This window comes from Shewanella oncorhynchi (genome assembly GCF_012584455.1).
GTDB classification, from domain to species: Bacteria; Pseudomonadota; Gammaproteobacteria; order Enterobacterales; family Shewanellaceae; genus Shewanella; species Shewanella oncorhynchi.
On sequence record NZ_JABAEB010000004.1, the window covers coordinates 283,932 to 305,481 of the forward strand.

Consider the following 21,550-nt stretch of genomic DNA (forward strand, 5'->3'; position numbering starts at 1 on the left):
AAACCAAAATTATTAATGACAAGGGAGTATCCAAGATAAACAACTTAACCTTTAACACTAAAGGTAAATTGTTCCACTATTATACTTGTTGTTTACGAAAAAAATGCCTAATCAGCACTAACATCACGCCTAAAATACCACCCAGCATAGTGCCTAATACACAAATTAATGCACGTTTTGGTTTTGCTTTTTCTTCAGGCACTAATGCTGGGTCTATGGTTTTAAAGACATATTCATCCCGTACTTCAGCGAACATAATGGTTTTAGCTTGTTCTTCCACCAACTTGTAAAGAATCGCTTTAATATCAGCAACATTAGTTAGGGCAATTTGCCTATTTAAAAACTCACTGCTACGATTAGCCTCGGCAACATCACGCTCTTTCATAACCTTATTGATATCTTCGACTAACCAAGTAACCCATTGTTTTGCGACGCTTGGAGATACATGATCTATGGATAGCGTCACCATTCCAGTTTCTTTATCCGTATTAATAGCTAATATTTTGCTGAAAACTTTATAGGCTTCTTGCATTGAAGGTTCAGGTTTAAGTGGAGGGTCAACTTTGCGAACCCAATGATTTGATTTAACATCATAAATATCCGCATCGTATACGATTATATCTAAATCTCGATCCCACTTTCTTGCAGCCATTAAATCAGCAAGAATATTATGTTTTTGAATGAAATCACTGGTAAATTGACGGGATTTTAATACTTCAATTGAAAGCTGAGTTTTATCTGTACCGCCTTTGCTGCCTAAATTCACTCCAGCTAAGCTGGCTAAACCGCCAAATTGAGAGGCTAATGCACTTAACCCACCACCTTGCTCTTCTGCTGCTGGGGCCAGTAATGCTTCAGATTTATAGACATTGGGTTGCATTATCGCAAACACCACAGAACCAATGGCGAATACAGCCGTAATGACAATAATTAACCATTTACCATGCCATATAACCGAAAAAAGCTCGCGAAGATCGATTTCGTCGTCTTGCACAGCCGGCGGAAACTTTGCATCTTGTATATATTTGTTTATTTCATTAGACATTTAAAACTTATCTCGTTATGTAAGTTCTCGTAGACGGTTGACGGAACGTTCGCAGTCTCACTCACGGAACGCTGCGCTTACGGATAACAGACAATGCTTTTAGCGTAAGGGCGAAGCCCGTTCCGTTATCCGTGAGTCACGTAGTGACGTTCCGTTATCCTAGTAACATCCGCAAGTCACGTAGTGACGTTCTGTAGTCGCAACGCGGCTTTCCTAGCCCCTTAGTTCTACAGCCCTGCGATAACTGATACAGCGACGGCGGTGTTATAGATAATACCCGTGATCTGTGTCCAGAGGCTTAGGTTATCTTTATATTCCGTATCTAATGGCACAATAATGGTATCACCCGGTTGTAACTGATCTTCACTACTAAACCAACTCGAACGACCAGGCATGAGTACTGAGCCATTTGCTTGAATAACGTAAGTGCGGTCTTCATCTGCACGTTTACGCGCACCACCTGACATAGCTAAATATTGGTCTAAAGTTAAGCCATCTTTATATCTGTGAGTTGCGGGGTGCTGGACCTCTCCCATCACTGCAATGGTTTGTTTAGTCGATGGAACATAGAGGATATCGGCATCTTCAAGCTGTATATTAGCTTGTTCAATCCCTAATGAAATTGCTGGTAAGTCGACAACGAGGCGCCCTACCGCTTTTATATTTTCTAAATCGGCTAACATTAATTGCGCATCAGCATAATTAACAACCGCACCGTCTTTAGATACTCCACGCGTCGCGATATCACGACGTAATTGATCGGCTAACTTCTTAATCTCAATCTGTTCTTGTTGACGCACCGAATCCCGAACAAATACTGCAGAAGGTAAATAAGCATATTCAGTAAACCCACCGACACGAGCGATTAAATCATTTAGTGTTTCACCGCGGCGGATATTGTAGCGCCCAGGGAATTTTACTTCGCCTCGAATTTCAACAACTTTAGATTCTTGCCAATCAGGAGTCGTCATCACTGTTAGCATGTCACGCCCAGTTAAACGGATATTCGCGCTTTCAACTCCTTGTAAGGCTTGAGTCAAGTCAAGATTATTATGCTCAACTCTTGAGCCATTGATATCGGTTGAGGTGGTGGTTAATTCAGCTCTTGCGGTATAAGCACCTTCTTTTAAGCCACCTGCAGCGATCACTAAATCATTAACACGAGCACCCACAGTCAGCGGATATACTCCTGGCTCTCTGACCTGTCCATCAATAGCAACAATTTGAATACCCGAGCCAGCTCGCCCTTGGCTATTTAATTTAACCATAACTGGGTAGAGTAACTCTTGACGGCCCATCTGATTACTGAGTTTAAGTAATTCTGTATCGTCAAATAAATTAGCCAACATTTTATTGACGACGCCTTTAACAACCTCAGCTTCTTCAGACTCTGTCTTATCTGTTAGCACTACACCAGCAAGGTCAGAACGTTGCGATAACCTAGTTTTATCGAGTTGAACAAACCCAGCTTTAAATAAATCTGAACCTAAAAGATTACTCGTATTTAAAGAAGTGACTTTTGCAACACGCTCTTTTACTAATTTATTTAGCTCATAGCGATTTTGTATATCATCTGAAAAATTAAACAAGATGATTTTATCACGCGCATTTAAGCTAAGATCTTGGTGACTTTCTTTGGCACTAATCGCTTTCCCTGGTGAGAATTGATGCACTTCAATATCACCGTACTGATTCACTTCACGGATCACAATTGCATAATCGAGATCAGCAGAAGCCGCTAAGTCCCCCCACAGAGAAGGTAATACGTCACTCACTTTTTGACCAGCAAACCATTGATATTTACCCGGACGAACAACAGCCCCGGCTATGGTGATGGCACTCTCGTATTGCTCCGACGCACTTTTTACGCGAACAATATCACCTGCTTTGGCTGGTGTATTTCGACCTTGCTCAGAAGTTAAGTCTACGTTCACTATGGTTTTCAGAGATTTACTATTATAACGCTCTATTGAACTGCTTTTAGGATATGCCCCTGTATTTAACCCAGCAGCCATTGCGATAACGTCAGCCATGCTCTCATTGTGCTTTAACTCATAAATGGCAGGACGTCTCACTTCGCCAGTTACGCTTACAAGGCCGCCGATAGAAGGAATAAACACCACATCACCAGAATGGAGTCTTAAATCCCCCGACGCATCACCTCGCATTAGCAAGTCATAAAGATCTAAAGTACCAACTAGTTTGCCATTACGTTTCAGCTGTACATTACGTAATGAACCGATCTCGTTAACACCACCAGCAACAAACAAAGCCTGAGTAATAGTTGATAAACTTGAAACCGTATACGAACCGGGTTTATAGGCATCGCCAGCCACAAAAATGCGTATCGAGCGCAACTCACCCATAGTGATGTTGGACTCAATGCCTATCATTTGCTGACTAATACGCTTGGATAAAGAGTCTCTGAGCTCAGAGAAACTAAGCCCCATAACAGGTATTGGACCCAGCTCAGGGAACTGAATAACCCCCTCACGGTTAATGACGAGGTCATACTCTTTATTTTCTTTACCATAAAGCTGAACTTTAATGTTATCGCCTGGACCAACGAGGTACTCTCCCGGAACAGGTACATCTGACACAGGTGCAAATGTGCTAGGTTCACCAGCAAACATCTCATAACCGAAACGACGCAATTTTATTTTGCTGGTATCTTCAGAAAAATCTAACTCAGCTTTAGCCGCTTTTTTATCGGCATCAGACACACGAGTATTGATGTCTCTTACCCCTACGACTTCAGGATTTGTAACCTGAGTTTGGGCCTGAGAGCCTGAAAGCATATTAGGATCAATACCGTATTGCTTAGCAAGCCTTGCCTGTTCAGATTTCGGTAATTGCTTGAACTGCTCAATCATTTGTGGAGATGGCGTAATGGCATGAACCTGAGCGCCCATCAATATTGTGGCGCCAAGGCCTACTATGATGAATTTTTTGATTTGTTGTAACACCAGATATCTCCGATTGGATTGAAAATGATAAAAAGCAGAGTTGCTAGAAAAAACAGAGCGTCACTGCACGATAGCTAGGTGCTAGAGTCTAGAGCGAAGCGACCTAGAGCCACGAAGTAGCGGGCCGTCCTTCTTTGCTTTCAGACAAGCTACCGATCCGCGTAGCGGTCAGAGGCCTTCGGCGTCCGCTTAACGAATGAAACTATTTCATTCGATGTCTTTCAGACACGCTACCGCCCATAGATTGCGGCTTCTATATTGCCCTTCGCAATGCGAAAATTCATATTTTTCATTTACATAAACTACTTTATAAGAATAGTTAAGCTCTACACTCATCCAGTTACAGGGCGAAACTAAATCTAGTTACGCTAGCAAAATACCTTAACCATAGGATGCAAACACATAAGATAAGAGCTTATATTCTAACTTTATGATTATAGAATCTTACTTCAAAGATTCACTAACGATAGAACACTTAATGTTCAAACAGCCGTTTTTAAGATCACACCTTAACAGGTTACATTTTAAAAATGTAACAACAAACCTTAAACAAAACCAACCAATTGATTTTTAATTAAATATTAAGCACCTTGCCACTTTGGTAAATACTTTATCAACTTCAAGGATAGCTAATATCTTACAGAATACTGAGCATTATTCTTACAAATAGGTTTGTACTTACGCACTTAAACACAAATTCGTTCTACACTTTGCTGTGGTACAGTAACCGTCTTTATCTGCCCCATAATGTTAAAAAGAACATGGCAACGTTTATTTGGGCATTTTTCTTGAAAAATGCCTTCGAGATCAACAAAGGGCCCATCTGTAAAACGAATTTTTTCCCCCGTTTTTAGCTCTAGTGCTTCGGCCAATACTGTTTGGGAAGGCGTTAATTCTTTCATGCGAATGGCATGGATAATTCTGTCGTCAATGGGCGTCATTTTCTCTTGACAATTAACGATTCGATTCACACCACGAGTAGAATGGACCTGCCTGACACTTGTCTGGCTTGGGTCAAAATTGATGAATAAATAATTTGGAAATAGTGGTACACGAAAAACTTGTTTGCGCCCGCGCTGAGATTTCTCTTCAGAGACCATAGGCAAATATGTCTCTAAATTTTGAAGTGCTAAGTTCTGTTGTGCTCTCGCTTCACTACGAGGTTTACAATACAAAAGGTACCATGCCTTCATAAGCTAATCTCACTACCCTATAAATAAGTGACGTCCATTCACGGGTCGCAATCATAGCAAAGATGCTCAAGTCGGTGGAAGTAATTTTTCGACTATTCCAGTCTCTCGCTCGGTATGCATACAATGACGATCACATTAACTAATTCATAATTAAAATCACAACACTATACTGCTGATAATGTCACCACTTAGCTTACCAAAATTGACTTTGGTTGCTTTTAAGGGGTATATAAGGTGGGATTTTAGCGAAAATACTCATTTTACTGCTAAACACATTACTTTTATTATAAGAACGTAACAATAACCCATACGTAACTAGCGGTTATTCAACAATTAATGAATCCTATAGCGGGAATTAATGGTTGAATAAATCTGCAGGCGATATTGGGACGAGCAACAACCATTTTTCTGTGGTGACATCATCCTGTTTCAGGGGCCCACAGGCAATCACGAGCTTAAGGTGGAAGACTTCATGAGCGTAGCAAAACCACAAGGAACGATGCTTGGGCATCCCAAGGGATTGTTCCTGCTGTTTACAACAGAACTTTGGGAACGATTTAGTTATTATGCAATGCGTGCCATTTTGGTACTGTATTTAGTTGATCAGGTGGGTAAACAAGGCGGTGGCGGCTTAGGATTTAGCCAAGCTGACGCTTTATCCTTGTATGGTACTTTTACTGCGTTAGTGTATTTAACGCCGCTGATTGGTGGTTGGTTAGCTGATAATTTTCTGGGTCAGCGCAAAGCCATTTATTTTGGTGGTGCGTTAATGGCGGCTGGCCAATTTATGCTAGCTGCGCCTCATGCTTGGTTTCCTGGTATTGAAACGACCATTTTTTATATCGGTTTAGGTACCCTCATTCTGGGTAATGGTTTGTTTAAGCCGAACATTTCCACTATGGTGGGCGATCTCTACGAGGAAGGTGATCACCGTCGCGATGGTGCATTTACTATTTTCTATATGGGAATCAATTTAGGTGCGGCATTATCCGGCTTTATTGTTGCTTGGGCTTATACTAGCTTTGGCCACACTGAAATGGTTAATGGCCAAGAGGTTTTTGTTAATAACTGGCAGGCAGGTTTCTTCTGTGCTGGTATTGGTATGCTGCTATCGCTGGTGATTCAATTTTTATTTGCTCAAAAACTGTTAGGTAACATTGGTACCGTGCCAGCGGCCAAGCTGGAACGTGAACGCCAGGCTGAGCTAGGCAATACCCGTAAAGAACCACTTACTAAAATTGAGCGTGATCGTCTCAAGGTGATTATGGTGCTGGGTTTGTTCACTATTATTTTCTGGGCGGGCTTTGAACAAGCGGGCGGGTTAATGAACTTATTTACCAATGAGTTTACTGACCGTTACATAGGTACTTGGGAAGTGCCCACGACTTATTTCCAATCGCTAAACGCTATTTTTATTGTGTTATTTGCCCCTGTAATTGCTTCTATCTGGATCCGTTTAGGTAAAAATGAACCTAACTCACCAGTGAAATTTGCCTTAGGTTTGTTCTTATTGGCGATTGGCTTCTTGTTCATGATTGGCGCTGTGGTTGAGATGGGTAGCGATCCTACAGCTAAATCAAGCATGTGGTGGTTAGTGGGTGCTTATTTCTTCCATACTATGGGTGAATTATGTTTGTCACCTATTGGCTTATCTATGGTGACTAAACTTGCTCCACTGCGTATTGCCTCTTTGATGATGGGCGCTTGGTTCCTGTTTATTGCGATGGCGAACAAGGTTGCTGGGGTCGTAGGCTCTTTGATTGGTCACGGTGGTGGCAAAGAGGAACAACTTGCTAATGCTATGTCAATTTTTGCTGGTATCGCGATTACAGCGGCCCTGTCTGGCGTGATCCTGTATTTTATGGCTGACAAATTAGTCGATTGGATGCATGGCGCAGAAACCAAGCATCACACTGAAGCTGAAGCCTTAGAAAGCGAAATTGCAGTGACGGCTGAACATGAAGCGATAAAACGTTAATAATCCTGTTCGACTGTTTTTGATTGTTAAAACAAAACGCCTTACTCGCAAGAGTAAGGCGTTTTTGTTAAGTCAGCTATTCGGTTATATACTCAATTTCGTCAAAGCGTCTAAAAACTAAAGGCTTAACTGTAGAAAACCACCAGCAGGTAGCGTTGCATCATAGACTAAGCCCTTAAACTTGTTATCAAGTAAAGCTTGTTTATGCCCAGGCTCACTTGTCGCAATACATAACTGTTCTTGCGGTAAAATACTGCGGAACTGAATACTCGGTTTACCCCAGTCTAACACGCCAAGCTGCAGACTCTCAGACAGTGCTAACGGGCTTAATCCCTCGTCATTACGCAGATAACAACGCAGCCCCTTACCCGCCTGTGCAATAGCCGCTCGGTACTTAGTTAGCTCAATGGCAACATAAATCATATCGGCTTTAATATCGAGACCAGATTTCACTAAACGCTCGTTCAAATAGCTCATCATGTTAAAGGGTTCAATAATGCTTTGACTCTGACCATTTCGAAAATCTTTAAGTTTCTGATTAACAAAACTTCTGAGCAGAACGCAGGCAAACGCAGCTCGATTATCCTCAGGATACAAATGGGCCATGTACATAATCAGGTGATCACTACCAACCATAGTTGAATCAATGAAATAACTGCTTATATCGCTATTTTTATAAAGGCTATAGTCAACCTTGGCTGCCGGATAACTAATATTTGAAGCGGGAAAGAGTTGTTGCTGAACTTGTTTTGCTGCAGCAACACTTTGCTCAAGCAATGCTAGATTATCACTTAATTCTTGGTGGGATAGCGCGTCAAAATCTGCGGCTTGAGTATCATCAATGTAGGAACTATGAAGGCTTTGTTTAATGGCTTGTTCAATAATAAATAAATCAGATACTGGCTTAACGAGATAATCACTTGCGCCAATGCGTAAGGCTTCTACGACGTCAGCCATGACATTATTACCCGAGATCACGATAGAAGGTACTAAAGGTGCTAACCTTGTCATTTCCTTAAGCATATCGAGCCCACCGAGCTTAGGCATACTCAAGTCTGCGAGAACAATATCGAAGCGCTGCGATTTAAAAACTGACAATCCTTGTTCACCATCACAGGCTTGTGTGACTTGCGCACCTCTGCTATCGAGAAAGCTTGCAACAATCTGCCTAAACACGGGGTCATCTTCAACTAAAAGAACCGCAACACCATTTAACGCCATAAAGGTTCCCGAATAAAGTTCATCGCATAGCCATTACTCAAGTGAATATGCCAATAACAAAATTTAACAAGGCTAGCATTTGATGACTAAAGACAAATGCTGCCAAGTACGGCCAATAGGGTTACTCAAGCTCCTGCATATACTGATCGAGCAACTCATCATCATCTTGCTTTTGAGGGACATTACCATCATAGACTTTATAGTCCATGTGCTGTAAATATGCATCTTTGACAAAGGCATAGGGATCGAGTGCATTATCAACAAGTCGCTCTTGATCGATTGCTGATGCTCTAGAATGAAGGTTTTTAAGTCCCCATTTAACAATGGATTGCCACATTGTTAACTCAGACAATGGGAAGTATAGACCATCAACCCAATCAGACGCGAGTTCTCGCACAACATAAGGACCCGCAAATGGCGCCATGAAGTAAGGTCCATTAGGCACCCCATAATAACCGAGCACTTCATTAAACTCATCTTGCTTGCGGCTCATACCCATCATGTCAGCAACATCAATGACACCTAATAAGCCGACAGTAGAATTGATTGTAAAGCGTCCACCAGCATTAGCCGCCCAGCCCCACTTGCCCTGCAGCACATTGTTTACTAAGCTGCTAGGTTCCTCTAAATTCTGCACAAAGTTATTGATACCTGTTTTAGCAGGTGTAGGAATATAATCGTTATAACCATGGGCTACAGGACGATATAAATATCTATCTAGGTAGAGATAGTTGAAGTCCCACATAGCTCGGTTAAAGCCTTCGAACGGATCGCGGGGATCATCATAGGTAATTTGTACCTTAGCAGGTGTTTCCTGCTGAATGGTATCTGATAGGGATACTTCAGCCGATTGCACTTTAGGCAACAGCATTAACCCCAAAGATAATCCCATCCATTTTAACTTCATATCGCTCTCTTAATATAAATGTACAGTTTAGACATCAAATTTTCGCTAAAGTGACAATACAAAAATGACGATATAAAGATAATTCGTCTTAGTGGCATACTATCCAGTATGACAGTTCCTTTGTCACAAGGCGCATAAGCATACTTGGCAAAAAAAATTGGTCAATTGTTAATTTTACTAAACGAATGTATCGCAGGATAAACTATATAAGGTCATTAAATGGAGTCGATTCCACTTGTCAGCAGTCAAAATTCGCAGTTACACACTGCGATGGCTAACACTGATGCCCTCAATGCTACTCCACGCCCCATTCCAGTTCAGGTGCAAACATCACCTGAGGGAGATAGTATTATTCTAAACGGTACAGAATATAATTTAAAGCTAGTTAATGCTCAACAGCGGCAAATATTGTTGACTGCTAATAGCTTTTTAGTCACGCCCAATGCGCAGAACAGTTCAACTCCAACTAAGATAGTGCAAAACTCCACTAGCCAACTACTTGCGTTAGCTATACCTCTCGTACTGAAAATTCCTGAGGCAGTGATCAATCTGGCACAACAAAATGGCATCTCTCAGACGCAGCTTTCTGCACTCGCGGCTCGCACACAGGGCTATCCATTACCCAACGTCACTATAGTTAACAAGGAGCTTCAATTTGCTAATGGTACCGTTGTAGCACAAGATCCTGGACCCCAGCTGAATCAAGGTGAATTCATTGCGAAAATAGCCTTTCAACAAGGGCGCCCTATTTTATTACTCACCCCAATACAGAGCAAACTCGAAATCATAATTGGGGCGCCAGTAAATGAAACTCAGGTTCCCACAAATAAACCATCTTCTGATCTTGTGATCGCGAAAATTGAACCAGCCCAGATCATTGCGTCCTTTCTAAAAAAACTCGAAAATATCAACTTTTTACCTGAGCCCACAAAACAAATTATCACGGCTAAAGTCGATATTATGCAGCTTCAAAATAAAGGTGATGTTCCATCAGCGCCTACTGCGACTGGCTCACAGAATATCTCTAACGCGCAAGTCATAACGCCAACAACTAAAGACTTAGGTCAGATCAGCACTCAAAACTCAGCCCTTGAAAATCGGCTTGTGGGTCAATCACCAGCATCACAAATGGGTGAAAACGTAAATAGCAAAAACGGGTTGTCTCAAAGCTCAAAAACATCACAAGAAATCCTAAGTGTGAGTCCTACAGACATAAACAAACTTAATAATATTTTAGGATCCAGTAGCCAAAAGAGTGAACAACAAGACAATGATGCTAAGACTGACACTTCGATAAAAGTGGCTGATGTCTTACAAAAAGCGTTCAATAAAGCGGGGGCACTTCCTATTGAGTTATCTCGTTCTAATAGCAGCTCGAATTTAGCATCTGAGTTATTGAAACACCTACCGCATTTAGGGCTGCCACCACTGAGCCAATTAAATGATATCGATGAACTCAAAGCCAATATTCTCGGTCTAGCGAGTCTAAATCTTGCTACGCCTCAATCAAATCAAGCCTCAATGCTCATGAATGGGAGTGCAATAACCTCACTTTTTCAGCTGCTACTTGGCTTTAAAGCCAATAACAATTCGAATTCCGTGAGCAAAAAGCTTGCCGACTACCTTGAACAGTTACAAGCTAAAGTGGGCTTCTCCACTAAACTTCTTGGGCAACTGAGCAAAGCAGGAGGCCTTGATAGCATGGGACTATTAGCCTCTAACCTGCATTTATACCAACAGGCAAGTAATGAGAGCGCTGGCAATTTGGTGTGGTTCTTCGCCCTGCCCTATGGCATTAACCAACGACAGGAGCAACTGGAAGGGAAATTTGAGCAAGAAGCCGATCCTGATGACCCAGATAAAAAAATGGGATGGCGTTTACAACTGAAGTTTAATCTAGCACAAGGACCTCTGCTGATTTCAGCCCAAAACCACAATCAACAATTAGATATCCAGTTTAAAGGCAATAGTCAGATACTACTTAATAAGGTTAATAACTTTTTAACGCCCTTAAGCCAAAAACTATCACAACTGGGTTTTACGCCTGGAGAACTATCAACTCAAATAGCGCAAGTACCAGCAACCTTATTACCTGGTGATCATTTCCTCGTAAAGACAAAAGCTTAATGAGTGACAATGTTCCAACACTAATATTGAGTTCATTATACAAAACATTGGAAATAACGATATGAGTGAAGAGAGTGAACCTAAACAAGCTGTCGCACTGAGCTACGATGGCCGTAACGCTCCTAAAATAGTTGCGACTGGTGAAGGGCTTATCGCAGAAGAAATTATTGCCTTAGCTAAGGCTAACGGCATTTATATTCATCAAGATCCCCATCTGAGCCATTTTTTGCAATTGCTAGAATTAGGAGAAGAAATTCCCAAAGAGCTTTACCTGCTTATCGCCGAACTGATTGCATTTGTGTATATGCTCGACGGTAAATTTCCTGAGCAATGGAATAATATGCATAAAAAAATTGTCGAGAAAGCATAAAATAAAAAAGCTAATTCAGAAAAATTAGCTTTTAGTGTTCAATTGGCTACCGATTACTTACGATGCAGACGGATCAACAGCTCGGCTTCAGCTTTAGGTAATTCGCATTCCTTAATCAACTCGTCAACGCCAGCACCAAGCGCGACCATCTTCATGGCTCGAGTATAAAGTTTTGCCTGTGGATCCTGTTGAGTCGTCTCTTCAATCCGTTCAGACTGTTGCAATATGCGTTTCTCTAATTCAATAACACGACGGCCTACACCGATTGTGCCACTGCGTAATTCTTGCAATTCGCGTTTAAAAGACTCTCGCTGCCGATCGCCCTCTTTAACTAACACAGTCAATGCCTCAACTTTGCTTCTTAATTTACTCAATTGCTTTTGTAAAAAGAGTACTAACCCTAAGCATGCGATGACATAGACTAACGCTGCGATCAAAAATTCATCGCCCATCAAAAATCCTTATACTCACTCAAAGCCATAGATTAGGAGCTGGCTTACAATTGAGTTATCTATTCCAAAGTGCTCACTTAACGTCACCAATATAATTGGCCATTGTTCAAGCTATAATAAAAAGACTTCGTCTATCCATAAATCGTAAATACTCAACATCATCGATTTATTCGCAAATAAACAAAATAGCTGAATGAATTCTAATCATTCAGCCTTATCACACTCATTGATTAGATCTGAGTCAACTCAGCCCATTCTTCATCGGACAATAATTTGTCGAGGTCAACTAAGATAAGTAATTCATTGTCGCGATTGCTCACGCCTTGAATAAACTTAGCACTCTCTTCCGTTCCAACATTAGGCGCATTGTCAATTTCAGAGCGGCGCAAATAAACCACTTCTGCAACACTATCAACTAAGATACCAATGACCTGCTTTTCAGCTTCGATGATAACGATTCGGGTTGAATCATCAACTTCAGCAGACTGCAATCCAAAACGTGAGCGGGTATCAATTACAGTGACAACATTACCACGCAAGTTAATGATGCCTAGAACATAATAGGGGGCACCAGGTACGGGGGCAATTTCAGTATAACGCAGCACTTCCTGCACTTGCATTACGTTTATACCGTAAGTTTCATGGTCCAACTTAAAGGTAACCCATTGTAATACTGCATCATCTTTACTTGCAGCGACTGCTGCTACATTTCTTGTATCTTTCATGTTTACCTCAACCAATTGAGTCCTGACAACCTAAACCCGCATTAAGCATTTCAACTAAGGCTTGTACGTGCAAAATGCCACACATCTGTTCTTTCACTACACCCGCTAACCAAGGGCGTTTACCCGCTTGACTACGCCAGTTGACTTGCGATTTATTAATTTTTACCGCATTGACCAAGGACTCACAAGTCAATCCCCAGTTACTGCCTTCTAATAATACAAGATATTGATAATTTACCGATTGCGCCAGTTTATCTGTGTATTTTTCTGGCATAACCCACGCACAAGTGTCGACAATGTTCAATTGTTCCTCCCTATGCGTCTGTACACCAAGAAACCATGCGGGTCGACCAAAGATGTGGTTTATCCGCTCAACTTTTACTATTCCACCTAAACTCACCAAAGGCACAGCCAATGTCAGCCCTGCTACTTTAAAGAATAGTACCTGAAACTCATCATCGAGCACTTCTTGCAAATCTTTTGTCACACTAGGAGGCGTAATGCCGACTTGTGTTTCTGGCACAACCACTGGCTCAACGATTTCATCAACAACGGTTTCATTAACAACAGGCTGAGCTTGTGGTACTTCCACCACAACAGGTTGAACATCAATAGGTGGCGCTATCTCTACTGAAGGTGGTATCGGTTCTAACCTTGCAGTCTTTAGTACTGGCGCTAGTAATTTCTCTAACGCTTGCTTATTCACTTGAGCTACAACCTGGCTTACCGGAGCAACAAACTCATGTTGTCTTGGCGCCGCTTTTGGCTGCAACTGCGCAGTAGGCGTTATGGCCTTCTCTACATTCTGCGGTGCGGCAGTGCGACCATTTTCAGCCAAAATAGCCGCATCGAGCAATGCTGCCTCCGTTTGATTAACGGCAACATTTTGATTTGAGTCTGCTTTTACAATGCTTTGAGGGGAAACAATCTGGTTTGGACTGTCGTCTTCCTGTAGCAATAATGCGAAAAAATCAAAAACAGTTTCATCAACCGATTTTGACATGGCCAAACTCCCCAACTAATAAGAAATCTAATAATCTTTCATAGGCTTTAACGCCGCGGCAACCACTCGCATAATGCGATGCTGGCAAATGTGCCAAACTGGCATCTCTAAACTTAGTGTCTACTGGAATAACGTCTTTCCACAAAGTATCACTGTATTCGGCACCAAGAACTTGCAAAGCCGCAGGTGATGCTTTGGTGCGTTTATCGTACATGGTTGGCACAACAGTGTAACTGTAGCGCGTCTTCTTAGATCGCCCCATTAACTCCATTGTTTTAATCATCCGCTCTAGCCCTTTAATGGCAAGAAACTCCGTCTGCACAGGAATAATGATATGCTGACTTGCCGCAAGCGCATTGACCATTAATACCCCGAGTACGGGTGGGCAATCAACGATAGCAACATCATAATCATCAGCAACCAGTGCTAATAAATTACGTAGTACTAATCCCATTCCTTCTTGATGACCTAAGGCTCTGTCTAAGGTAGCCAATGCCATAGTTGCAGGTAATAAATCTAAACCATCGACTAAGGTTGGCACAACATGGGATAAAACGAGTTCCTTAGAAAGGTTTTTATGGGCAAGAAAAACATCAAACAACGAGCCTGGAACCTCTTCAGAATCAATACCTAAGTAATAACCTAACGAAGCATGTGGATCGGTATCTATCATAAGAACACGCTTGCCACGCTTAGCTAATGTTCCCGCTAAACTCGCTACCGTCGTGGTTTTACCTACGCCACCTTTTTGATTCGCTATGGTCCAGACTTTCAAGAAGTGACCCTACCTATACTGGTTAATATGCTAATGAACTAGAAAATTGTGAGTTCACAAATTCTAAAAATTACTGCTCTTTTCTGGTCGTGACTCGAATGCCGCCATTAGGCAAACTAATCACTTTGACACCATCGGCATTCTCAGATATCACCACGGGCAGCATCTCTGCATTTTGGGGGGCAATTGTCTGAGAAACAGCTTTAACCTCTTTTTCTGGCGCTTGAAGCTGTTTAGGAATAGAGGATTCCAGATTAGTTTTTTCCTTCGCCGTATCTATTTCAGTATCTGGTTTGCCCAGCAAAGGCGGAATGCTATTTTGTACCGGCTCAGGACCAATCGCTACAGCCTTCTGCTCACCCGGAGCCGCTAATTGCAACATTGCTTTAGTCTGATCTGGATGAGACGCTAACCAAGTTGCAATAGCCTCAGCCTGTTCGTCAGGTACCATTAACAACACCTGAGTCGATTCCAAACGTTTTACATCCGCCTGCAGCAAACTATTCTTACGCTTGTAATCAAGGCTTAAGGCCCCAAGAACCAAAATGGCTATGCCCATCAACAAGATGATGAGCACACTATTTGTGCTCATCGGATATTGATTTTTAGACACGAACAGACTCTTTTAAAATACATTCGGCCATGCTGTCTAAGGCTATCGACTGGGTGGCAATCCCTGCACTCGCAACGGCTTGTGGCATACCATAAACCACACAACTGGCTTCATCTTGCGCCCAAATGGTAGCGCCTACAGCTTTCAACATACGTGCGCCTTCTCTGCCATCCGCCCCCATGCCAGTTAATACAACAGCAAGCACATCACCACTAAAGGCTTTAGAAGCAGAAGCAAAGGTGATATCCACACAGGGCTTATAATTCATATCAGCACTGCCTGCGATAACTTTTAATCGGCCACTTGCTCCAGTACGTTCAACCATCATTTGCATACCACCTGGCGCTAAATATGCACAACCCGGTTTAAGAAGATCGCCATTAGCGGCCTCTTTTACTTCAATTTTACATAAGCCATTTAAACGACTCGCAAATGCAGGGGTAAAAGCTGCTGGCATATGCTGAATTAATAGAATTGGGTGCGGATAGTTTGCTGGAAACTGCGTGAGTATTTTTTGCAGCGCAACCGGACCACCAGTAGATGTACCGATCAGCAATAATTTATACTGCTTACCACTTGCACGAATCGTCGTTGCCGTTGACGTTCTAACAGGAGCTGCGACAGGCGTATGAGCCGATATACTCGTTGTACCTAAAACGCTACCTGTTGGACGCAAACTAGGTGTTGACGCGACTACAGGACGTGCAATCGGACGAAACATTCTGCGTCGTCCCAATGCCTTAACTCTTTGTTGCAACAATAAAATGGCATCATCTTTGTTGGTCGCAATATCTTCAAAACGTTTAGGTAGAAAATCTAATGCACCAGCATCTAAAGCGTCTAACGTTGCTTTAGCGCCATCATGGGTTAAAGAAGAAAACATCAAGATCGGAGTCGGACACTTAGCCATGATTTCACGAACAGCAGTAATACCATCCATGACAGGCATCTCAATATCCATAGTGATAACTTGGGGATTAAGCTCAGCAGCCAACTTCACCGCTTCGGCCCCATTTGAGGCCGTCGCGATAACTTCCAGTTCAGGATCTTGATTGACTATTTCACTAACACGTCGTCTGAAAAAACTTGAGTCATCAACGACTAATACTTTAATGGCCATTCCATTCCTTAGCTTGGAAACTAATTCTTACTTTTCGCATAATGCTTTAGCAATCCAGGAACATCTAAGATCAGTGCAATACCACCATCCGATGTAATTGTCGCACCAGCCATCCCAGGAGTGCCATGTAACATAGCGCCAAGAGGTTTAATAACAACCTCTTCTTGTCCTATTAAGGCATCCACTACAAAACCAATTTGCATCATGCCTAATTGCACGATAACCACATGACCATGCTTTTTATCGCCATGTTTAAAGGTCGTTTTGTTTCTATGTAGCCAGTGTTCCAAATAGAACAAAGGTACGGCCTTATTACGCACTATGACAGTCAGTTGCCCATCAACAATATTGGTTTTTGTGAGATCGAGATGGAAAATCTCATTCACGCTAGATAGAGGTAATGCGAACACTTGTTTAGCGACATCGACCATTAAGGTAGGCATAATCGCCAGTGTTAACGGTACTTTAATCTCAAGTATCGTTCCCTTACCTTTCATGGAATCAATATGTACAGTGCCATTCAGCTGGGTGATACGAGTTTTTACCACGTCCATCCCAACACCACGGCCTGAAATATCTGAAATCTCAACTTTAGTTGAAAAACCTGGTGCAAAAATCAAATTATAGGCTTCGCTATCTGTCATCCGCGAAGCAGAATCTTCATCGAGCACACCACGATTTATGGCGATTTTTTTGAGTTTTTCAGGATCCATGCCTGCGCCATCGTCTTCGATTTTCAGCAGTATATGGTCGCCTTCCTGACTTGCAGATAAGGTAATCGTTCCCGTTCTTGGCTTACCACTAGCTTCACGCTCGTTTGGCATCTCGATACCATGGTCCACAGAGTTACGCACTAAGTGGACGAGTGGATCGGCAAGCGCTTCAACGAGGTTTTTATCTAAGTCAGTTTCTTCACCGACCATGATCAAATCAATTTCTTTGTTTAGTGTACGAGCAAGATCACGTACCACCCGAGGGAAACGACCAAACACTTTCTTGATCGGTTGCATACGGGTTTTCATCACAGCGCCTTGCAAATCGGCAGTAACGAGATCTAAGTTCGCGAGAGCTTTCGACATCTCCTCATCATCACGACTGATGCCTAAGCTCACCAATCGATTACGCACTAACACTAACTCACCCACCATATTCATGATCTGGTCGAGTCGTGCAGTATCTACACGTACTGTTGTTTCACCCTGAGGCACATTCGCAGAGCTAGCCTTAGCAGGAGCTTTATCGACAACCGCAATTTCCACCTTAGGCTTTGCAGCAACGACTGGAGCAGGAGCTGGTACTGCGGCTTTAACTGGCGCAGCATGTAGTGCAGCAGTAGGTGCTACAGTCGAAACAGGGGGCGTAGGCGCTTTGACTTCGGCTTTCGCAGGTGCTCCGCCTTTCCCGTGGAGTTCGTCGAGTAATCGCTCAAACTCATCATCGGTAATTTCATCAGCATCTACAATCGGTTGAGGCGCAGGTGTTGCCACAACCTTAGGCTTAACAGGCACTTCAGCCTCAGCTTTAAATTTACCTGAGCCATGAAGTTCATCCAGTAACGCCTCGAACTCATCATCAGTGATGTCATCACCTGATGTTGAAGGTGTTTTAATTGGTGCAGCAGGCTTGACAGCAACAGGCTCAGATACAAATGTGGTAGCAGCGACCGCTGGTCCCTTTCCTGAACCATGAAGCGCATCCAATAAAGCTTCAAATTCAGCATCATTGATATCATCAATACTTGAAGACGTATTTTCAATGGAAGATGAGTTATCACTTATGTCAGCAGGGATTTCTTGAAGGGTAGGAGTATCAATAATGACTTCTACAACAGGTTCTGGCTCTGCAACCTTGGCAGAAGCGACTTCAGATGGCAAAGGTGCACCTGAACTGAGCATTTTAAGTCTCGCTAACAAACCTGAATCGGCGGGGTCTTGTTGTTCGCCCTGCTGGGTTTGCGCAAACATAGTATTAATTGCATCAACAGCCTGCAAAATAATATCCATCAACTCTGCGTTAACGCTACGCTTGCCTGTCCGCAATAAATCGAAGGTATTCTCAGCCTCATGACAAACATCAACCATGGGAGTTAAGCTAAGAAAGCCAGCACCACCTTTAACGGTATGAAAACCTCGGAAAATGGCGTTCAGCAAGTTAGTATCATCAGGATTATTTTCAAGCGCAACGAGTTGCTCTTGCAGAAGCTCTAAAATTTCACCGGCTTCGATTAAAAAGTCCTGGAGTATCTCTTCATCTACATCAAAGGCCATCAAATTGACTCCCAGTTAGAAACCCAGACTCGATAGAAGATCATCCACTTCGTCTTGACCCGTTACCACATCTTGACGAAGCTCGGCATTCATTATCGGGCCTTCTGCTTCAATATTATTTTTCTGAGCAATCTGACTTTCAATCATAGGTTGCTCACCAAATACCGTCAGCATAGAAACCAGATTACTTTCTACTTCCATTACTAGATCAATAACACGACGTATTATTTGTCCTGTTAAGTCTTGAAAATCTTGCGCCATCAAAATTTGATTAAGCAATTCACGTAATCGAGTCGAGTCATTTGCACTACGAGACATAAGGTCTTGTACATCGTGACAAAGGCCCTTAAATTCAGTCAGCGCTATCTCGCGTCGCATTAATCTGTCCCAAGATGGCATGACATTTTGAATATTTACGGTCACGGCATTAGCCAAAGGTAAACATTCTTCAACCGCATCCATGGTTTTATTTGCAGCTTGTTCGGTCATGTCAATAACGTAATTTAAACGTTGCTTGGCATCGGGGATCTCTGTATTGGCTAATTCAGCAAGACGATTATCAACTTGAAAATCCATCAGCGCACTATGAAGTTGCCGAGTTAATTTACCTACTTCTTCGAATAATTCTCGTTGCAGTGGAGCAGCAAGCTCCCGAAATAAATCATCTGCCTGACTTTGCTCACCTGCACTTAATAATTCAACTAAATGCTGAGCTTGCTCGAGCGTGATGAGCCCTGATGTTTGTGACTTCATAGCTCATCCTTGCTCAAGCGAGTCGTTCGAATATTTTATCTAACTTCTCTTTCAGCGTTGCAGCGGTAAAAGGCTTAACCACATAACCATTCACTCCCGCTTGAGCGGCAGCAATAATCTGTTCACGTTTTGCTTCAGCAGTTACCATTAATACGGGTAAATGCTTTAGCGAATCATCAGCGCGAATTGCTTTTAACAGATCGATTCCTTGCATACCAGGCATATTCCAATCTGTAACAACAAAATCAAAATCCCCCTTTTGCAACATCGGCAGGGCTGTTGAGCCATCGTCTGCTTCTTGGGTGTTATTAAACCCCAAGTCTCGCAACAAGTTCTTGATGATACGCCTCATTGTCGAAAAATCGTCAACAATGAGAATCTTCATATTCTTGTCCAAGGTTTCCTCCGGTGAGCTGACATTCTGTGCTCGATTAATAATTATACTTATGTCCAGTGCTTGAGTTTAGCTTTCAATCGCAACATTGCCTGACTTAATATCTGGCTAACCCGCGATTCACTGACTTCAAGAATGGCGCCAATCTCTTTTAAATTCAATGCTTCATCGTAGTACAGGGATAACACTAATGCATCTCTTTCAGGCAATAATTTAATTGCCTCAACCAGAGCAGAATGAAATTGGTTCTCAGCTAATGCTTCAAATGAATCATCATCGGACCGATCACTCACTGTAAGTATATCCTGAGATACGCCTAAATCTTCTATCCCTATGATTTTTCCGATAGAAACATCGTTAAGAATATGATGGTACTCATCAAGCGTCATATCAAGTTTTTCTGCAATTTCTGTGTCGCGTGCATCACGGCCCAGTTCTTGCTCTAACTCATCAATAGCGTGTGCAACCTTACGATTGTTACGATGAACGGAACGAGGGACCCAGTCGCCACGACGAATTTCATCTAACATGGCTCCACGTATGCGTATGCCGGCGAAGGTTTCAAATTTCGCACCCTTGCCACCATCAAACTTGGATGATGCTTCTAGTAACCCCATCATCCCAGCTTGGAGTAAATCATCTAACTGCACAGATGCAGGTAGTCTGGCGAGTAAATGATGCGCAATTCTTTTAACCAACGGAGCATACTGTTCAACGATCGACGATTTATTGTCTAAACAAGTATACGCAGCGGCTTTATTCACTCGTTTTTTCCTCTTGAAAATCTGGTCGTTGTACTAAACGCTCAACGAAAAACTCCAAATGCCCACCAGGTTGCTGCGGCACAGGCCAGCTCAAAATTTTATTTGCCAATCCTTGATACGCAATCGCCGCTGGTGATTTAGGATAAGCTTCAACCACCAATTTTTGTTTACGAACTGATTTACGTAAGTTTTCGTCAAATGGAATCGTGGCGACTAATTCAAGTGCAACATCTAAAAATCTGTCGGTCACTTTACTGAGTTTAGCAAATAATTCCATACCTTCGCGTAAACTACGCACCATATTGGCAACTATTTTAAAACGGAACACGCCATGCTCACGGCTGAGAATTTTAATCAGGGCGTAGGCATCGGTAATCGAAGTGGGTTCATCACAAACAACGACTAGCACATCCTGCGAAGCACGTGAGAAACTGAGCACCATATCTGAGATCCCAGCAGCAGTATCTACGACTAGAATATCAAACTGAGTCCGCATCTCGCTAAATGCTCGGATTAATCCAGCATGTTGTGCAGGGCTTAATTCCACCATCCCCTGTGTTCCAGAGGTGGCTGGTACTATGCCTATCCCCTTTGGACCACGCACGATAATATCGTCAAGCTCTGCATCACCAGAGAGCACGTGAGAGAGGTTACGCTCGGCACGAATACCCAGCATGACGTCGACGTTTGCTAAGCCAAGGTCAGCGTCAAGTACCAAGACACGCTTGCCTTTTTCGGCTAATGCCACAGCAGTATTAATAGAAACGCTGGTTTTACCCACGCCTCCTTTACCGCCAGTGACCGCGATTACTTTCACTTTTTCGTTATAGGGTTGATTCATCATACGTAAACCACTTGCTTGATCCAGGGTCATAAA

The 21,550-nt window shown here is 42.6% G+C and carries 19 protein-coding genes; 3 read left to right on the plus strand and 16 right to left on the minus strand.

Annotated elements, in window-relative coordinates; translation table 11 throughout:
- Positions 1 to 79: 79 nt before the first annotated feature.
- The 3 genes from HGO26_RS07970 to rfaH all read right to left on the minus strand — a co-directional run bounded on the left by HGO26_RS07970 (position 80) and on the right by rfaH (position 5,204).
- On the minus strand, positions 80 to 1,045 hold the full coding sequence (locus HGO26_RS07970) for a Wzz/FepE/Etk N-terminal domain-containing protein (protein WP_168824437.1): 966 nt from the start codon (positions 1,043 to 1,045) through the stop codon (positions 80 to 82).
- Positions 1,046 to 1,272: 227 nt separating this feature from the next.
- The gene (locus HGO26_RS07975; protein ID WP_168824439.1) at positions 1,273 to 4,011 is read right to left on the minus strand and encodes an SLBB domain-containing protein; all 2,739 of its coding nucleotides are present in this window, start codon (positions 4,009 to 4,011) and stop codon (positions 1,273 to 1,275) included.
- 686 nt (positions 4,012 to 4,697) lie between these two features.
- Complete coding sequence (gene rfaH, locus HGO26_RS07980; RefSeq protein WP_168824441.1) at positions 4,698 to 5,204, minus strand: transcription/translation regulatory transformer protein RfaH; 507 nt, start codon at positions 5,202 to 5,204, stop codon at positions 4,698 to 4,700.
- Positions 5,205 to 5,676: 472 nt separating this feature from the next.
- Between rfaH and HGO26_RS07985 the strand changes: the two genes are divergently transcribed.
- Positions 5,677 to 7,182 carry a peptide MFS transporter gene (locus HGO26_RS07985; protein ID WP_168824443.1) on the plus strand — a complete coding sequence of 502 codons (1,506 nt, stop codon included), beginning with the start codon at positions 5,677 to 5,679 and terminating at the stop codon, positions 7,180 to 7,182.
- Between the two features lie 117 nt (positions 7,183 to 7,299).
- Here HGO26_RS07985 and HGO26_RS07990 read toward each other — a convergent pair whose 3' ends face one another.
- Together HGO26_RS07990 and HGO26_RS07995 are read right to left on the minus strand one after the other, a co-directional pair.
- Positions 7,300 to 8,403, minus strand: a complete 1,104-nt coding sequence (locus HGO26_RS07990; protein ID WP_131523097.1) for a response regulator — start codon at positions 8,401 to 8,403, stop codon at positions 7,300 to 7,302.
- A gap of 121 nt (positions 8,404 to 8,524) precedes the next feature.
- Complete coding sequence (locus HGO26_RS07995) at positions 8,525 to 9,310, minus strand: MlaA family lipoprotein (RefSeq protein WP_028761165.1); 786 nt, start codon at positions 9,308 to 9,310, stop codon at positions 8,525 to 8,527.
- Positions 9,311 to 9,529: 219 nt separating this feature from the next.
- Here HGO26_RS07995 and HGO26_RS08000 point away from each other — a divergent pair, with 219 nt between their 5' ends.
- Together HGO26_RS08000 and HGO26_RS08005 are read left to right on the plus strand one after the other, a co-directional pair.
- The gene (locus HGO26_RS08000) at positions 9,530 to 11,437 is read left to right on the plus strand and encodes a hypothetical protein (RefSeq protein ID WP_168824445.1); all 1,908 of its coding nucleotides are present in this window, start codon (positions 9,530 to 9,532) and stop codon (positions 11,435 to 11,437) included.
- Between the two features lie 61 nt (positions 11,438 to 11,498).
- Positions 11,499 to 11,807, plus strand: coding sequence for an EscU/YscU/HrcU family type III secretion system export apparatus switch protein (locus HGO26_RS08005; protein WP_168824446.1), 309 nt, complete (start codon positions 11,499 to 11,501; stop codon positions 11,805 to 11,807).
- Positions 11,808 to 11,860: 53 nt separating this feature from the next.
- Here HGO26_RS08005 and HGO26_RS08010 read toward each other — a convergent pair whose 3' ends face one another.
- The 11 genes from HGO26_RS08010 to HGO26_RS08060 form a co-directional block, all read right to left on the minus strand.
- Entirely contained in the window at positions 11,861 to 12,259 is a 399-nt protein-coding gene (locus HGO26_RS08010; RefSeq protein ID WP_028761168.1) for a DUF2802 domain-containing protein, read from the minus strand.
- A gap of 230 nt (positions 12,260 to 12,489) precedes the next feature.
- Complete coding sequence (locus tag HGO26_RS08015; RefSeq protein ID WP_006082380.1) at positions 12,490 to 12,984, minus strand: chemotaxis protein CheW; 495 nt, start codon at positions 12,982 to 12,984, stop codon at positions 12,490 to 12,492.
- 7 nt (positions 12,985 to 12,991) lie between these two features.
- The gene (locus tag HGO26_RS08020) at positions 12,992 to 13,987 is read right to left on the minus strand and encodes a chemotaxis protein CheW (protein WP_168824448.1); all 996 of its coding nucleotides are present in this window, start codon (positions 13,985 to 13,987) and stop codon (positions 12,992 to 12,994) included.
- Positions 13,971 to 14,762 (minus strand): ParA family protein, encoded by a 792-nt coding sequence (locus HGO26_RS08025; protein WP_028761170.1) that lies wholly within the window; start codon positions 14,760 to 14,762, stop codon positions 13,971 to 13,973. The genes HGO26_RS08020 and HGO26_RS08025 overlap by 17 nt, the downstream gene beginning before the upstream one ends.
- 70 nt (positions 14,763 to 14,832) lie before the next feature.
- Positions 14,833 to 15,354, minus strand: coding sequence for a membrane anchored protein in chemotaxis locus (locus HGO26_RS08030; protein WP_105253086.1), 522 nt, complete (start codon positions 15,352 to 15,354; stop codon positions 14,833 to 14,835).
- A gap of 13 nt (positions 15,355 to 15,367) precedes the next feature.
- Positions 15,368 to 16,495 carry a protein-glutamate methylesterase/protein-glutamine glutaminase gene (locus HGO26_RS08035; RefSeq protein ID WP_168824450.1) on the minus strand — a complete coding sequence of 376 codons (1,128 nt, stop codon included), beginning with the start codon at positions 16,493 to 16,495 and terminating at the stop codon, positions 15,368 to 15,370.
- A gap of 20 nt (positions 16,496 to 16,515) precedes the next feature.
- Complete coding sequence (locus HGO26_RS08040; protein ID WP_168824452.1) at positions 16,516 to 18,762, minus strand: chemotaxis protein CheA; 2,247 nt, start codon at positions 18,760 to 18,762, stop codon at positions 16,516 to 16,518.
- Positions 18,763 to 18,777: 15 nt separating this feature from the next.
- The gene (locus HGO26_RS08045) at positions 18,778 to 19,515 is read right to left on the minus strand and encodes a protein phosphatase CheZ (RefSeq protein ID WP_028761174.1); all 738 of its coding nucleotides are present in this window, start codon (positions 19,513 to 19,515) and stop codon (positions 18,778 to 18,780) included.
- Between the two features lie 13 nt (positions 19,516 to 19,528).
- Complete coding sequence (gene cheY / locus HGO26_RS08050; protein WP_007649667.1) at positions 19,529 to 19,912, minus strand: chemotaxis response regulator CheY; 384 nt, start codon at positions 19,910 to 19,912, stop codon at positions 19,529 to 19,531.
- 47 nt (positions 19,913 to 19,959) lie between these two features.
- Entirely contained in the window at positions 19,960 to 20,673 is a 714-nt protein-coding gene (locus HGO26_RS08055; RefSeq protein ID WP_168824454.1) for an RNA polymerase sigma factor FliA, read from the minus strand.
- Positions 20,666 to 21,547, minus strand: coding sequence for a MinD/ParA family protein (locus HGO26_RS08060; protein ID WP_006082389.1), 882 nt, complete (start codon positions 21,545 to 21,547; stop codon positions 20,666 to 20,668). Before HGO26_RS08060 ends, HGO26_RS08055 begins: the two co-directional genes overlap by 8 nt.
- Between the last annotated feature and the right edge of the window lie 3 nt (positions 21,548 to 21,550).